Genomic DNA, 14,139 nt, shown 5'->3' on the forward strand with positions numbered 1-14,139 from the left:
ATGGCGCGTGCTCCCCTACCCGTGCGCGACGGGCTCGGTCCGACTCGGATTCGGATGCCCGACGACCCGAGCCCTGTCACTGTGTTGCAATACCTGATTTCGCGGTTTCCGCAGGACGAGAGGAGGCTCCGCGAGAAGGTTGCACTGGGTGAGGTCGTCGATGCAGGCGGCACTCCCATCTCGCTGGATTCCGTGGTGCGTCCTCGCGCGGACATCTATCTGTACCGAGACCCGCCCGACGAACCGGTCGTGCCGTTCCCGATGGAGATTCTGCATCGCGACGAGAACCTTCTAGTCGTGGACAAACCGCACTTTCTGGCGACGACGCCCCGCGGTGCCTATGTGGCGCGGTCCGCGCTGGTCGTTCTCCGTCGGGAACTCGACCTGCCGGATCTGTCGCCTGCCCATCGCCTCGATCGGCTCACCGCCGGTGTTCTCGTGTTCACGATCCGGCCCGAGGTGCGGCGCGCGTATCAGGAACTGTTCGCGGCTCGTACCGTCACCAAGATCTACGACGCCATCGCTCGCCACGATCCGAACCTGACCGTTCCGTTGGTGATCAGAAGTCGAATGGTCAAAGAGCGCGGCGTTCTTCGTGCCGAAGAGGTGCCTGGCGAGCCCAACGCCGAGACACGGGTCGAGGTCGCTGCCGTCCACGACGGCTGGGCACGGTACACGTTGACACCCAAAACCGGTCGCACACATCAACTTCGATTGCACATGAGCTCATTGGGAGTGCCGATCGTCGGGGACAACTTCTACCCGACGTTCTACGAGGTCGCTCACGACGACTATTCCCGTCCCCTGGCACTGTTGGCTCGTGAGCTGAGTTTCGACGATCCTTTCACCGGCGAACGGTGTGTCTTCGCGACCCGTCGAACGCTCGATTTTCCGTCCTGACAAGTCTATTTCGGCATCGACACGACGTCGCCCCGCGACGCGTTCTCCTCGGCGATCTCGGCCGTTCGCACCGAGATTCGGTGAGAAAGAACAGCCATTGTGAACAATCCGATCGCGACATTGATCAGCGCCGTGAATCCTTCTTGCGCGAAATCGACCAAGGCATTCAGCAGAGTGAACACCAATGCGGCGATACGCAGGGATCGAAGGGGCCACAATCTGCCCTTGCGAAGCCGGAGCACGGCCGGAAATGCGAGCAGGAACGTGATCGCCGACGACGCGAACAGAATTCCGCCGGCAATTCCCATTTCGTCGATATCGATGGTCCTGTCGCGCGTGTCGAGATCGAGTCCACCGAGCGTCAGTTCGACCACCCCGAAGACCACACCGACGAACGACGCAGCCGTCATCGCCCACGCCACCACCGGAACCAGGCGCGGACTCTTCAGGAAGCCAGGGATCAGCCGCGGCGCGAAAATGCGAGCGTCGTACAACCGCGAACGCGTCACCGGGGCACCCTCCAGCAACAATCGAAGACCGGCGACGGTATCGACCTCGGCGCCCTCGGCTTCCGCGCGGTCGACCATGCGCAACGCCCATTCCCGGCGATGATCCGGCAACCCGTGTGCGACGCCCTCCGCCGCGATCGCGGCCGCATTGGCCAGAGTCTCCTCGTGGGAAGGCCGTCGGGAATCCCGCACGATGCGGTTCAGCACGAGGACCACGACGACGAGGACGTACATGATTTCCGACGACGGCCCGTAGAAGTAGTCGTTGTCCTTGGTGACGAACTTGCCGACCTCGTCGAGGAACAGCCCGAATCCGACGCCGCCGAGGACGACGGCCAGCGCCCGGACACCGAACCCGATGAACAGCCACCCGACGAGCAACGCCACCATCATCAGCGCGCCGCCGTACAGCGCGTGTGCGATGTGCAGGGTCTTGCCACCCACTTGGGGGTAGTGGGTGAGCTCCAGATACAAGCGGGTGACGAGGATCGTCACGATCGCGATGATCATGAATGCTTCGGCAGCGGTGCTGCCGTACGCGTCACGGTGCACGCGCGAGTGCCGAACTCGGACGGTCGTGTGTGCGACGTCGGGGGTCACTGCACAAGTATGGGCGCGATCAGGGGCCGATGAGGGTGAAAAGGCGACGTCGGTGATGCGCGATAGCATCGCGGACATGACGATCGTTTCGCGAACCCGTACTGCGGCCCTGTCCGTCGTGATCGGTGCCCTGCTTCTTGCGGGGTGCACTGCGGAGGATCGATCCGACGCGGATCGGTCGCTCGAGAACGCCGCCGGCTCGGCAAGCAGCATCGCGACGAGTGTCCGGGATCGCGCCGGAAGCGTGTTCGACGAGGCCAAGGTGCAAGCGTTCGTGGTCGCGTTCCGTGCCCAGTTCGGTGGGCTGGCCGAGGGCAGGGACGACACCGCGATCGAGAACCTCCTGTCCAGTACGTGTACGGAGATCGCCGGCGGTACCCCGGAGTCGGACATCGTTGCGCAGTTGGAGGTGGAGGCCGCGAAGGGCGACGCCGTTCCGACGACCGAGCAGGCGCAGCGGATCTACGACCAGGCCGCACTCGCCTGCCCCTGACTCTCGCTTGACAAAACTGTTTGCCGAAACTGCAATATCCTCATGAGCACTTCCGAGGACGACGTCGGTTCGGTCATCGCAGGCGTCGGCCCGCGCCTGCGGAAGGTGCGCAGCGAACGCGGAACAACGCTCTCCGCGCTGGCGGACACCACGGGCATCTCCGTCAGCACACTCTCGCGGCTGGAATCCGGCTCACGCAAACCGAGCCTCGAGCTGCTGTTGCCGATCGCACGGGCCCATCAGATTCCGCTCGACGAGTTGATCAGCCCACCGCCCGTCGAAGACCCTCGCATCAAGAGCACCCCGGTACGCCGCGAGCACGTGACCATTCACCCGCTGACCCGTCGGCCGGGCGGGATGCAGGCGTACAAACTCATCGTGGATCCGGTGCGCACCGAGCCGTCGCCCCGTGTCCACGAGGGGTACGAATGGTTGTACGTTCTCAACGGTCGATTGCGCCTCGTTCTCGGTGAACACGACATCGTCATGAAGCCGGGCGAAGCCGCCGAGTTCGACACCCGGGTACCGCATTGGTTCGGTGCAGTCGACGATCTCCCTGTGGAAATCCTCAGTCTTTTCGGCCCGCAGGGCGAACGGATGCACGTTCGAGCCAAGCCCACCGATTCGTAGCTGTTTCGCTACTTTCCAGTCGGATCCATATGGCAGAGTGAGCGATCCGAGAGCAGACGACGTCGGCTCCGGAACCACCGAAGCACACGAGAGGTACGAGGAACGTTCATGACTGAGAGAAATCCCGAAACAACGGTGTCTCGGGGACCCGCATCGCGCTCGGATGTGGATATCGCGACGGGTGTGCTCGTCGGCCGATGCGGCGTGACCGTCACTGCCGCGGTGAACGACCTGTTCGCCACCGCCCGTGACAACAGGGTGAGCCTGTTCGAGTTGGCGCGGACGGTCATCACGATCGCCGAGGGCCGCGACAGCCACGATTCCGAGTCACGACGGATAGCACTGGCGCGCTGGGGGCACGTGTTGGCGCCGGGCTCAGTTGCGCAGAGCGGGGTCTCCGCGTAGTTCGGGAAAGCGGGCGGTCATGTTGTCGATCTGGCGATACATCTCGTAGAGCTCACGACGCAACGTGGCCGCTTCGCTGTCGAGTTCACGTGCCCGGGTCATGGCCTTGTCCGCGCGCGCTCGAAAAGACCGGGCCTGCGCAACCTCGATGGACGCCGAACACTTCTCGATGTGCTCGGCAAGACTCCTCGCGAAGACGCGGGCCTGCGCAAGATTGACCGCGTAGTTGGCGTCGCGGTGACTCGTCTCCTGCGGGGTGGGATCGATGATCGTGCCTTCTGTTCCGGACGGTGTCGAAAAACAAACTTTACGCCTGCAGTATCTCCGACCGTCGCGCAGTGTGTCAGGAGAACACGATGGCCAGCACAACCGATGCAGACGTCGCCGCGATCGCGACGATCACCAGAATCGCCAACACACGCTGACGCAGTGGCCTGTCGCTGCGAGTCACGCTTCCGTCCGAGAACTCGTCGTCGACGAAATCGTCGACATCGACGCCCGCCTCGTCGAAGTACACCGTGTCCCTGGGTGGCACCCACTCCTGCCCGCCGGCTGCGATTGCGGTGACCAATCGGTCGAGCCGCGCGCGAGCCCGCTCCGGGTAGTACCGAGACGGGGCATTGATGGGCAGCGATTTCGCCAACTCGAGAGCAGAACGATGACGGGCAGCCAGGGCCTCGAACGCCGACGACGCGGTCGGGTCGTCGTCGGCTTTGTCGGTCAGGAACCACGCCGCCCCAGCGGAAGCACGATCACCCCGCAACAGGTGGGTGTACGCGAGCAGTTCCAGAACGGGCTGGGATGCCGGCGCTGTCCTCAGCGCCTCGTACAGACGCTCCCGAGCGCCGTCGAGGTCACCCGCGGCCAAGGCGCGCTGCGCGCTGTCGATCACGTCCACAGCGAGAAGCGTAACCGTCCGGCAACTCGGTCGGCGCCGTGACCGTGAAGCGGAGCCTGCGGCAACCGGAAACGAAACAAGCCCCCGACCGAGTTTCTCGGTGAAGGCTTGTGAACGCTGTGGTGGCCAGGGCCGGGATCGAACCGGCGACCTTCCGCTTTTCAGGCGGACGCTCGTACCAACTGAGCTACCTGGCCGGGCGGCACCGGTGACAATGCCATCTCGTGAACTACACGCAAGCCGATGCTTTCGCATCGAATTTGCGACCCTGACGGGACTCGAACCCGCGACCTCCGCCGTGACAGGGCGGCGCGCTAACCAACTGCGCCACAGGGCCTTGCTGTGAAACATTCCCGGAGGAACTTCCCGCCGTAGACCTTAGCAGGCTTTGAACCTGCTTCGAACCGCGGCGGCCTGCAAGAGACTGCTGTACTGCCGACCGGTTTGTCAATTCCGATCGTTTCCTGCGTACCCCCTACGGGATTCGAACCCGCGCTACCGCCTTGAAAGGGCGGCGTCCTAGGCCGCTAGACGAAGGGGGCCCGACGGAATGACCCGGGCCCGAATTTCTTCGGTTCCGAACTGCTCCGCCGCTACCCTCAACGGCGTTCCGTTGGGAGCTGGGATAGCTTAGGACACTTTTCGCAGAAAACTCAAACCGGCAGGTCAGACTCGGTTTCTGCGGTGTTTTCGCGCCATCCTTCAGCCTTCCAGCGGTCCAGCCATGCCGGTGACGCCATCGCGTGAAGTACGACTTCGAGCGATTCCTCGAACATCACGCGAAGATCGCGACTGTCGGAGACGAGGTCGGCCATGTACCGCTGGCCGGCAAGAGACGCAGACAGCACTCGGATGAACTTCTCCGGGCCGAACTCGGGGTCGAGGTCCCCCATCTCCTGGGCCTTCCGCGCGAGCTGCACCCCCGCACGGCCCCACACACGGCCTCCGCCGGATTGAATCTCCGCGTAGAACTCGGGCTCGACTATCAGCCGGAACTCGGCACGAACGATCACGTCGTTCTGGAACCCGAGCGCCAGGTCGTCGATGATCCCGCGGATCACCTCGAAGGGGTGCAGCGGCGAATCGAGCCATTTCTCCGTGATGGCGACGTACCGGTCCAGCGCGGCCGTCAGAACGGCACGAGCCAGGTCTTCCTTGGATTGGAAGTGAAAGTACATCGCACCCTTGGTGGCATTCGAGCCCTCCAGAATGGTGTTCACCGACGCAGCCGCGTACCCGCGGCGTGCAAACTCCGATGCCGCCGCTTCGACTATCGCTGCTCGGGTTCGCCGAGCGCGCTCTTGTTGTGCCATTGCTTCCGTGCCTCCGAACCCGAGCGACCTGCATCTATCAGCAGGCAGTACCGCTAGTCGAGCGTACTTGAACCAGCGCACTCGAGACCGACCACTCGCTCGGAAAAAGTGCTGGAAACAGTAATCCGGACAAATCTCCGAGCTGTCTTCAAACAATCCGAGTGGTACGATCAAGCCGGCTCGAGTGCGCTGCAGGGGGTGCGCACTCGAGCCGTTTCTTTGTCGCGGGCCGCGCTATTGGAGCTCTACACCGAGCAATTCCGAACGGCTTTACATATAGCCCGCCGGTGTCAATCCACGATTTCGACGCACGGCGAAATCGAGAACTCCGCCACAAAAGCGTCACAATTGTGTGAAGCGCCTCTTCCGATGGACTCGAAATGCAGCACTCCGGCCGGCCACGGGTCCGACACACTTCTACCGTGCCGACGGTCGACCGAGCCCGGCCGGTCACGAATCCCCTGCCACGCAGACATTCTGGACCGCTCGACCACACCGACGGCGTCGAAACAATCGAACACCCCGGGATTCGTTGCCAGTACGATTCATTCGCACGTCTCGACGCCGATATCGCTGTGGCCGTGCAAGTCTCAGAAGGGGTTCGTATAACGGTTTCGCCTCCGAAAGCGCCGGAAGCACTCGCCCACCCGAACTCGCCCTTACTGTGGCCCACAACACATCGTGGTCAACGACGACAACGAATTCGGGGCACGCATGACTCTTCGAACCATCCTCCGCCGATCGGCAGCAACAGTCTTCAGCGTCGCGCTGCTGACCACCGCCACCTGGACGGCGAACGCCGACCCTATGTCCGATTTCATCGATCCAGCCCAGGACCCGACACTGGCCGCGGCAACACCACTGGGCGAGCCGTGGTTCGATCCACCACCAGGATTCGAAAGCTACTCTCCCGGCGCGGTTCTCAACACCAGAACAGTCACCGTCGGCCCGTTGCTCACCCCTGTCCAATCGACACAGATCCTCTTCCGAACAACGGATTCGAAAGATAGGCCGGTCGCCGGAGCTACCACCGTCATCGTGCCGACAGCACCCTGGGCGGGGCCGGGACCCCGACCCGTCGTCGCCTACAACATGGCAATCGACTCACTCGGCCAGACATGTGCGCCGTCCTGGACACTGCCCCGCGGCATCGCACCGGAAATCGCTGCGGTACAACTCTTCCTGGCCAAGAACTACGCCGTCGTCGTCACCGATCACCAAGGCCCGCGCCAGGCGTACGCCGCCGGACGCATGGCGGGGCACGCCGTCCTCGATGCCCTACGCGCCATGGTGAATCTGCCGTCACTCGGCCTGCCTGCCGAATCACCGATCGCCATCACCGGGTACTCCGGAGGCGCCATCGCATCCGGATGGGCGGCCCAACTCGCACCGGTGTACGCACCCGACGTCAACATCGTCGGAACGGCATTCGGCGGCGCCCCCATCGACTACCGCATCCTCCTCGGGTCGATGAACGGCAACAACGCCGCATCGACCCTGTTCCTGTCGGCCGCGATGGGCGTGGCACGTGAATATCCCGAGATGTTCCAACTGATGAACGCCAACGGGCTGCGACTCGCCCAGATCGCCAAGGACATGTGCGTGTACCTGCTCGCGCCCGGCGGCCTCGTCGCGCCGATTCCTGTCCAGGCTCTCTCCGACGTGCCGAACGTCGACCGAACGCCCATAGCCGAAGAGATCATCCGGCAGACCCGCATGGGTGGCGACCTCACACCGTCGGCGCCGGTCTTCATCTATCAGGGACAGCACGAGTTCTGGATTCCCAAACAAGGCGCCGAAACCCTGTACGACGAATGGTGCGCGGGCGGCGCCCAGGTTCGACTGGAGGAATACGTCGGCGAACACATGATCGTCGCCGTCTCCGGGCTCCCAGGCTCCCATCAGTGGATCGACGACAGGCTCGCCGGGATACCGGCACCCGACGGATGCAGCAGTTTCGGTCGGTGACCGAACCCTCCCGGTGTTCTTTTCGAGAGCGCGCCAGGGGGCGTGGCGAAGTGCCGGGGCGGACCCACTACACTTTCGATCCGCGCCCCTATAGCTCAGTTGGTAGAGCTACGGACTTTTAATCCGCAGGTCGTAGGTTCGAGTCCTACTGGGGGCACTTCACCACCTCTCCCGCCACCGGGCCGAGCGGTATGTCGCATCGGGTCGCCGACGGATTCGCAGCGCACTCCCAGCTACGAGTACGCACACTTCCGAGGTGCACGGTCGTACACTCGGTAACGGTTCGACTTCGGGGAACGAACACACCCTTCGGGGGATTCTCCGACAAATCAGCCGGTGACGTGCCGCGCCCAGCGAACTCAGCGGAGTTCACAGCGTGGTTACGGTGCCGTAAGCTCGAGACCGTTGTCCGCAATGTATGGAGGCTATGTAATGGCGAGGGATCTGACACAGCTGGAGCTGCTCCAGGAGCTCGTTCCGGTTGCGGAAGACAACGTCAACCGGCACATGTCCATGGCGAAGGAGTGGCATCCCCACGACTACGTGCCGTGGGACGAAGGCCGCAACTTCGCCGAACTCGGTGGCATCGACTACGACCCGGAGCAGAGCAAACTGTCCGAGGTCGCCAAGGCCGCGATGATCACGAACCTCCTCACGGAGGACAACCTGCCGTCGTACCACCGCGAGATCGCGGAGAACTTCTCGCAGGACGGCGCCTGGGGCACCTGGGTCGGCCGGTGGACCGCCGAGGAGAACCGTCACGGCATCGTCATGCGTGACTACCTTGTCGTGACCCGCGGGGTCGATCCCGTGGCCCTCGAGCAGGCGCGCATGATCCACATGACCAACGGATTCGCCTCTCCCGCCGGTTCGCAGACGGGTCTTCTTCACTCCGTCTCGTACGTGACGTTCCAGGAGCTCGCGACGCGTGTGTCGCACCGCAACACCGGCAAGGTCTGCGACGACCCCATCGCCGACCGCATGCTCCAGCGCATCGCGGCGGACGAGAACCTGCACATGATCTTCTACCGCAACATCAGCGCTGCGGCCCTCGACATCGCACCGGATCAGACGCTGGACGCGCTGTCGGACATCGTCATGAACTTCCAGATGCCCGGCGCCGGGATGCCGAACTTCCGCCGCAACGGTGTGTTGATGGCCAAGCACGGAATCTACGACCTGCGCCAGCACCTCGAGGACGTCGTGTGGCCGGTACTGCGCAAGTGGCGCATCTTCGAGCGCGACGACTTCACCGGACGCGGCGAGAACAAGCGTGAAGAGCTGGCCGCGTTCCTCGAGGACCTCGAGAAGCAGGCGACGAAGTTCGAGGAAATGCGCGATCGCTCGCTCGCTCGCGAGGCGAAGAAGGCAGAGAAGCAAGCTTCCTGATCTGCAGACCAGCGATCGAAGCCCTACACCTCGACCGCGGTGTAGGGCTTCGCTCGTGAATCCGACAGGCAGCACCGCAGGCTCCGCTGCCGGCCGACAGACCATCTCCGAGAAGAACACGAACGAGGCTTCACCCATGACATTGCGGATCGGTTCACTCGAACTCCGAAGCCCAGTGGTACTGGCACCGATGGCCGGTGTGACCAACGTGGCATTCCGCACCCTGTGCCGCGAGCAGGAACTCGAGCGCGCAGGCAGCACCTCGGGTCTGTACGTCTGCGAGATGGTGACCGCGCGCGCACTCGTCGAACGCCAGCCCGCCACGATGCACATGACCACATTCGGACCGACCGAGACGCCCAGGTCACTCCAGCTCTACACCGTCGACCCGGACACGACGTACGCGGCCGCGAAGATGATCGTCGACGAGAACCTCGCCGACCACATCGACATGAACTTCGGCTGCCCGGTTCCCAAGGTCACCAGAAAAGGTGGCGGCGCGGCACTGCCGTACAAGCGCAACCTGTTCGGAAGAATCGTCGCTGCGGCCGTGAAAGCCACTGAGGGAACCGATGTTCCGGTGACGGTCAAGTTCCGCGTCGGCATCGACGAGGAGCACCACACCCACCTCGACGCCGGACGAATCGCAGCCGCCGAAGGCGCCGCCGCTGTCGCACTGCATGCGCGGACGGCGTCGCAGCGGTACTCCGGCACCGCCGACTGGACGCAGATCGCACGCCTGAAGGAACACGTCACCGACGTGCCGGTCCTCGGCAACGGCGACATCTTCTCGGCGTCGGACGCTGTCCGAATGATGGCCGAAACCGGTTGTGACGGTGTGGTCGTCGGTCGCGGATGCCTCGGCAGGCCGTGGCTCTTCGCCGAGCTCAGCGCTCGGTTCGCCGGCCGCGAGGAACCCACTGCACCGACGCTGGGCGAGGTGGCCGTCGTCATCAGGCGGCACGCCGAGCTCCTGGCGGAACACCACGGGGAGGACAGAGGCCTGCGCGAGCTCCGCAAGCACGTCGCCTGGTACCTACGCGGCTTCCCCGCCGGCTCGGACCTCCGGGTGTCCATGGCGCTGGTCAAGACCCTTCCCGAGCTCGACGACCTACTGGGACAACTGGACCCGTCGGTTCCTTTCCCGAAGGACGCCGAAGGTCCTCGTGGTCGCCAGGGATCTCCCGGTGCGGTGTCACTGCCGGAGGGGTGGCTCGACGATCCGGAGGACATCTCGGTCCCGGCGGGCGCAGACCTCATGCATTCCGGAGGCTGACCTGCACCGGCGCCCGGCCGGACGTACTGAAGTGGACCACATCGAATTCCTCAGTATCATTGCTGGGATCGCCCGATCGACGGCGAGGAGATGTGTTCGAGGAAGGTCAGGTTCGAATCCGTGGTTGACGATCGAGATTCGGGCTCTTCCATGTCCGACGGTCGCGCGCCGTGGGAACGACCGATCTCGCGCATCCACAACCCCGAGTCCGAGTCCGTTCGGCCTTCCGCCGCGCCGAGGCCACAGGCTCCGAAACCCGACCCCGAGCCCGAGCAGGAATCGAACGGCGGTCTGCTGAAGAGATTCGGTAAGAAGCCGTCCGGCAAGTCGGACGCCGTGTCCGTCGCCGAGCTCATGGATCGCGGTTCCGAGGACGAGCGCCCGGCACCGCGCACGCCGAGAGTGTCGACCGGAGAACGCGCTCGACCGGAGCCCGACGTCGAGGCCCCCACCGAGAAGATCGATCCGATCACGGACAGCACACCTCCCCCGGTGACCGCGCTCCCGGAAGCAGTCGGTGTACCCGCCGAGTCGCGCCCCGCGCTGACCCGTCTCGCGATGAGCAAGGTGCGCCGCCGCAAGCGCATGCAGAACATGGCTCGAGGCTTGGTGTCGATCATCGCCATTCTGTCTGTGGCACTGACCGGTGTCGTCTGGGGCTACCTCCGAAGCACCGACCGCGGATTCGCTCAGGTTGCCGCGCTCGACCCCAACTCCACCGACGTCGTCGACGCCGACGGGCAGTACGGCGACGAGACGTACCTGATCGTGGGAACCGACACCAGGGCCGGTGCCAGCGGCGAGATCGGCGCCGGAACCGTCGAGGACGCCGAGGGCGCCCGATCGGACACCGTGATGCTGGTCAACATCCCGGCCGACCGTAGCCGCGTCGTCGCCGTGTCCTTTCCTCGCGACCTCGACGTCGAACGCCCCGAATGCGAAGCGTTCGACAACGACACCAACAGCTACACCGGTGAGATGTACCCGGCTGCCGATGGAGACAAGCTCAACGCCACCTACGCACTCGGCGGACCGAAGTGTCTCGTGAAGACCATCCAGAAGATCTCGGGCCTGAGAATCGGCCACTTCGTCGGTATGGACTTCGCCGGCTTCGAGTCGATGGTCGACGAAATCGGCGGAGTCGACGTCTGCACGGCGCAACCTCTCGTCGACTACGAGCTGGGCACCGTCCTCCCCAATGTCGGTGAACAGAGGATCGACGGCAGAACCGCACTGAACTATGTCCGTGCACGGCACGTCGACACCGAAGGCAACGGCGACTACGGGCGTATCAAACGCCAGCAGCGATTCCTGTCGTCACTGCTGAGGTCCGCACTGTCCAACCAGGTCCTTCTCGATCCCGGCAAGCTCAACGGCTTCGTCAGCGCGTTCACCCGGGACACCTTCGTCGAGAACGTCAAGACGCAGGACCTCATCACGCTCGGACGTTCGTTGCAGAACGTCGACGCAGGCGCCGTCACGTTCCTCACGCTCCCGACGGACGGCACCAACGAATGGGGCAACGAGATCCCCGTCGACAGCGCCATCGCAGCCCTGTTCCGAGCGATCATCGACGACCTCCCCCTCCCCGGAGAGGAACGCTCCGAGCCGACGCCCGCTCCCGAGTCCCCCGCAGAGCCGACGGTCCCCACACTCGCCGTCGACCCGGCGACCGTCTCCGTGCAGGTCTCGAACGCCTCGGACACCGCCGGCATGGCTGCCACCGCGTCGAGCGAGCTCGCGTCCTACGGCTTCCAGATTCTCGACGTCGGCAACTTCGTCGGTTCTGCGGCGCAGACCGTCGTACGTTTCTCGCCCGGTCAGGAATCGGAGGCTGCTACCGTCGCCTCCGCCATACCCGGAGCCGTCATCGAACAGTCCGCTGGTCTGGACAGCGTGGTCGAGGTCGTCCTCGGCGCCGACTACCCCGGCTACACCACCGCACCGACGGTCTTCGGACAGCCGATCGAAGCCACCCAGGTCGAGGGCAGCACGGAAGCTCCGGCACTCCCCGAGAACCTCGCTTTCACCAACGCCGCCGACGACACCTGCGCCTAGTGCGTATCCATTCATGCCCCGTTCACCCGGCGGACCATGAATGGATCTGTGTGACGCACTAAACTTGCGCCTTATGCGCGTCGCCTACAACGAACAGATGAACGATTTGGCCGATACCCTCGGCGAGATGGCCACCTTGGCCGGCTCCGCCATGGACAAGGCCACCCAATCCCTCCTCCAAGCCGACCTCGTTCTCGCCGAACAGGTCATCTCCGATCACGACAAGATCACCGACCTCAGCGCGGTATGCGAGGAAAAAGCGTTCTCCCTGCTCGCCCTGCAGGCACCGGTCGCCGGTGATCTGCGTTCGGTGGTCTCCGGAATCCAGATCGTCGCCGACATCGACCGCATGGGCGCCCTCGCCCTGCACGTCGCCAAGATCACGCGCCGACGCCACCCCGCCCACGCCCTGCCCGAAGAGGTCAACGGCTACTTCGCCGAAATGGGACGCATCGCAGTTCAGCTCGGCGCATCCGCCCGCGAGGTCCTCGAAACCCGCGACCCCGAACGCGCCGCCAAGCTGCGTGAAGAAGACGAGGCAATGGACGACCTCCACCGCCACCTCTTCACCGTCCTCATGGACCGCGAATGGCAGCACGGCGTTGCCGCAGCCGTCGACGTCACACTCCTCGGCCGGTTCTACGAGCGCTTCGCCGACCACGCCGTCGAGGTCGGCCGCCGAGTGATCTTCCTGGTGACCGGCGAGCTGCCCGTCGACCTGAACGCACCCAAGCTCAGCAACTCCTGATCGTTCTTCCGTCTACCTCCGGAGCGAATGTGCCGTTCGGTCAGTCTGAGTGACCGAACGGCACGTTCGCTCCACACACCCCGGTCGAACTCGCTTCCGGCGTCCACGCGCAACGAGAAAACCCCCGACTGCTCTGGGCAGTCGGGGGTTTTTCCGTAGTGCAGGTTATCCGAAGCGACCGGAGATGTAGTCCTCGGTGGCTTTCTGGCTGGGGTTGGAGAAGATCTTCTCCGTGTCGTCGATTTCGATGAGCTGGCCGGGCTTGCCGGTGGCTTCGAGGTTGAAGAATCCGGTCTGGTCGCTGACGCGTGCGGCCTGCTGCATGTTGTGCGTCACGATGACGATGGTGAAGTCTTTCTTGAGTTCACCGATGAGGTCTTCGATGGCGAGGGTGGAGATCGGGTCGAGGGCCGAGCAGGGCTCGTCCATCAGCAGTACGTCGGGCTGGACGGCGATGGCGCGGGCGATGCACAGGCGCTGCTGCTGGCCGCCGGAGAGTCCGCCGCCTGGCTTGTCGAGGCGATCTTTGACCTCGTTCCAGAGGTTCGCACCTTTGAGGGAACGCTCGGCGATTTCGTCGAGCTCCTTCTTGCTCTTGCCGCCCTGCAGCTTGAGGCCTGCGACGACGTTGTCGCGGATGGACATCGTCGGGAACGGGTTGGGGCGCTGGAAGACCATGCCGATGGTGCGTCGCACACCGACGGGGTCGACGCCTGCGCCGTAGATGTCCTCGCCGTCGAGCAGGACGGAGCCTTCGACGCGTGCGCCGGGAGTGACCTCGTGCATGCGGTTGAGGGAGCGGAGGACTGTCGACTTACCGCAGCCGGACGGTCCGATGAAGGCGGTGACGCCGCGCGGCGGGACTGCGAGGGTGACGTTCTGCACGGCGTGGAATTTGCCGTAGTAGATGTTCACGTCTTTGAGGTCGAGACGTTTTGCCATGGTCGGCTCC

General features: G+C 64.2%; 14 protein-coding genes and 4 tRNA genes. 10 read left to right on the forward strand and 8 right to left on the reverse strand.

What is annotated here, in order from left to right; genetic code table 11:
- Complete coding sequence (locus tag CH289_RS02710) at positions 1–900, forward strand: pseudouridine synthase (RefSeq protein WP_094627346.1); 900 nt, start codon at positions 1–3, stop codon at positions 898–900.
- A 5-nt stretch (positions 901–905) separates the two neighbouring features.
- Here CH289_RS02710 and CH289_RS02715 read toward each other — a convergent pair whose 3' ends face one another.
- Complete coding sequence (locus CH289_RS02715; protein WP_094727191.1) at positions 906–2,009, reverse strand: hypothetical protein; 1,104 nt, start codon at positions 2,007–2,009, stop codon at positions 906–908.
- A 76-nt stretch (positions 2,010–2,085) separates the two neighbouring features.
- Between CH289_RS02715 and CH289_RS02720 the strand changes: the two genes are divergently transcribed.
- From CH289_RS02720 to CH289_RS02730, 3 genes are all read left to right on the forward strand, one after another.
- Entirely contained in the window at positions 2,086–2,502 is a 417-nt protein-coding gene (locus tag CH289_RS02720; protein WP_230594379.1) for a hypothetical protein, read from the forward strand.
- A gap of 42 nt (positions 2,503–2,544) precedes the next feature.
- Entirely contained in the window at positions 2,545–3,132 is a 588-nt protein-coding gene (locus CH289_RS02725) for a helix-turn-helix domain-containing protein (protein ID WP_020111539.1), read from the forward strand.
- Between the two features lie 108 nt (positions 3,133–3,240).
- A complete protein-coding gene (locus CH289_RS02730; RefSeq protein ID WP_230594378.1) occupies positions 3,241–3,537 on the forward strand; it encodes an ANTAR domain-containing protein in 297 nt (98 codons plus the stop codon).
- On the opposite strand, the gene CH289_RS28590 is transcribed toward CH289_RS02730, so the two are convergent.
- The 6 genes from CH289_RS28590 to CH289_RS02755 all read right to left on the reverse strand — a co-directional run bounded on the left by CH289_RS28590 (position 3,508) and on the right by CH289_RS02755 (position 5,748).
- Positions 3,508–3,639 carry a hypothetical protein gene (locus tag CH289_RS28590; protein WP_019667336.1) on the reverse strand — a complete coding sequence of 44 codons (132 nt, stop codon included), beginning with the start codon at positions 3,637–3,639 and terminating at the stop codon, positions 3,508–3,510. The two genes, CH289_RS02730 and CH289_RS28590, sit on opposite strands and share 30 nt — an antisense overlap.
- Before the next feature lie 241 nt (positions 3,640–3,880).
- On the reverse strand, positions 3,881–4,435 hold the full coding sequence (locus CH289_RS02735) for a DUF6584 family protein (protein WP_094713052.1): 555 nt from the start codon (positions 4,433–4,435) through the stop codon (positions 3,881–3,883).
- A 120-nt stretch (positions 4,436–4,555) separates the two neighbouring features.
- Positions 4,556–4,632: transfer RNA gene (locus CH289_RS02740), tRNA-Phe, on the reverse strand.
- A gap of 66 nt (positions 4,633–4,698) precedes the next feature.
- Positions 4,699–4,772: transfer RNA gene (locus CH289_RS02745), tRNA-Asp, on the reverse strand.
- A gap of 132 nt (positions 4,773–4,904) precedes the next feature.
- Positions 4,905–4,977: transfer RNA gene (locus CH289_RS02750), tRNA-Glu, on the reverse strand.
- 111 nt (positions 4,978–5,088) lie between these two features.
- The gene (locus tag CH289_RS02755; RefSeq protein WP_019667338.1) at positions 5,089–5,748 is read right to left on the reverse strand and encodes a TetR/AcrR family transcriptional regulator; all 660 of its coding nucleotides are present in this window, start codon (positions 5,746–5,748) and stop codon (positions 5,089–5,091) included.
- 681 nt (positions 5,749–6,429) lie between these two features.
- On the opposite strand from CH289_RS02755, the gene CH289_RS02765 reads away from it, so the two are divergent.
- From CH289_RS02765 to phoU, 6 genes are all read left to right on the forward strand, one after another.
- A complete protein-coding gene (locus CH289_RS02765) occupies positions 6,430–7,716 on the forward strand; it encodes a lipase family protein (RefSeq protein WP_094627341.1) in 1,287 nt (428 codons plus the stop codon).
- 84 nt (positions 7,717–7,800) lie between these two features.
- Positions 7,801–7,873, forward strand: a tRNA-Lys gene (locus CH289_RS02770).
- Positions 7,874–8,148: 275 nt separating this feature from the next.
- Positions 8,149–9,105 carry an acyl-ACP desaturase gene (locus CH289_RS02775; RefSeq protein WP_019667341.1) on the forward strand — a complete coding sequence of 319 codons (957 nt, stop codon included), beginning with the start codon at positions 8,149–8,151 and terminating at the stop codon, positions 9,103–9,105.
- Positions 9,106–9,241: 136 nt separating this feature from the next.
- Positions 9,242–10,381, forward strand: coding sequence for a tRNA dihydrouridine synthase DusB (gene dusB / locus CH289_RS02780; RefSeq protein WP_026348172.1), 1,140 nt, complete (start codon positions 9,242–9,244; stop codon positions 10,379–10,381).
- A gap of 150 nt (positions 10,382–10,531) precedes the next feature.
- Complete coding sequence (locus tag CH289_RS02785; protein WP_094727193.1) at positions 10,532–12,439, forward strand: LCP family protein; 1,908 nt, start codon at positions 10,532–10,534, stop codon at positions 12,437–12,439.
- A gap of 73 nt (positions 12,440–12,512) precedes the next feature.
- Complete coding sequence (phoU, locus tag CH289_RS02790; protein WP_019667345.1) at positions 12,513–13,187, forward strand: phosphate signaling complex protein PhoU; 675 nt, start codon at positions 12,513–12,515, stop codon at positions 13,185–13,187.
- Positions 13,188–13,352: 165 nt separating this feature from the next.
- On the opposite strand, the gene pstB is transcribed toward phoU, so the two are convergent.
- On the reverse strand, positions 13,353–14,129 hold the full coding sequence (pstB, locus tag CH289_RS02795) for a phosphate ABC transporter ATP-binding protein PstB (protein WP_019667346.1): 777 nt from the start codon (positions 14,127–14,129) through the stop codon (positions 13,353–13,355).
- Positions 14,130–14,139 lie beyond the last annotated feature (10 nt).

The organism is Rhodococcus sp. RS1C4, assembly GCF_002258225.1.
GTDB classification, from domain to species: Bacteria; Actinomycetota; Actinomycetes; order Mycobacteriales; family Mycobacteriaceae; genus Rhodococcoides; species Rhodococcoides fascians_E.

What these genes read in the sequence shown, in the direction of transcription:
- pstB (WP_019667346.1), bottom strand. Translation starts at nt 14,129, where the DNA reads ATGGCAAAACGTCTCGACCTCAAAGACGTGAACATCTACTACGGCAAA.
- CH289_RS02755 (WP_019667338.1), bottom strand. Translation starts at nt 5,748, where the DNA reads ATGGCACAACAAGAGCGCGCTCGGCGAACCCGAGCAGCGATAGTCGAA.
- CH289_RS02775 (WP_019667341.1), top strand. Translation starts at nt 8,149, where the DNA reads ATGGCGAGGGATCTGACACAGCTGGAGCTGCTCCAGGAGCTCGTTCCG.
- CH289_RS02725 (WP_020111539.1), top strand. Translation starts at nt 2,545, where the DNA reads ATGAGCACTTCCGAGGACGACGTCGGTTCGGTCATCGCAGGCGTCGGC.
- CH289_RS02720 (WP_230594379.1), top strand. Translation starts at nt 2,086, where the DNA reads ATGACGATCGTTTCGCGAACCCGTACTGCGGCCCTGTCCGTCGTGATC.
- CH289_RS28590 (WP_019667336.1), bottom strand. Translation starts at nt 3,639, where the DNA reads ATGACCCGGGCACGTGAACTCGACAGCGAAGCGGCCACGTTGCGTCGT.
- CH289_RS02710 (WP_094627346.1), top strand. Translation starts at nt 1, where the DNA reads ATGGCGCGTGCTCCCCTACCCGTGCGCGACGGGCTCGGTCCGACTCGG.
- phoU (WP_019667345.1), top strand. Translation starts at nt 12,513, where the DNA reads ATGCGCGTCGCCTACAACGAACAGATGAACGATTTGGCCGATACCCTC.
- CH289_RS02785 (WP_094727193.1), top strand. Translation starts at nt 10,532, where the DNA reads ATGTCCGACGGTCGCGCGCCGTGGGAACGACCGATCTCGCGCATCCAC.
- CH289_RS02730 (WP_230594378.1), top strand. Translation starts at nt 3,241, where the DNA reads ATGACTGAGAGAAATCCCGAAACAACGGTGTCTCGGGGACCCGCATCG.
- dusB (WP_026348172.1), top strand. Translation starts at nt 9,242, where the DNA reads ATGACATTGCGGATCGGTTCACTCGAACTCCGAAGCCCAGTGGTACTG.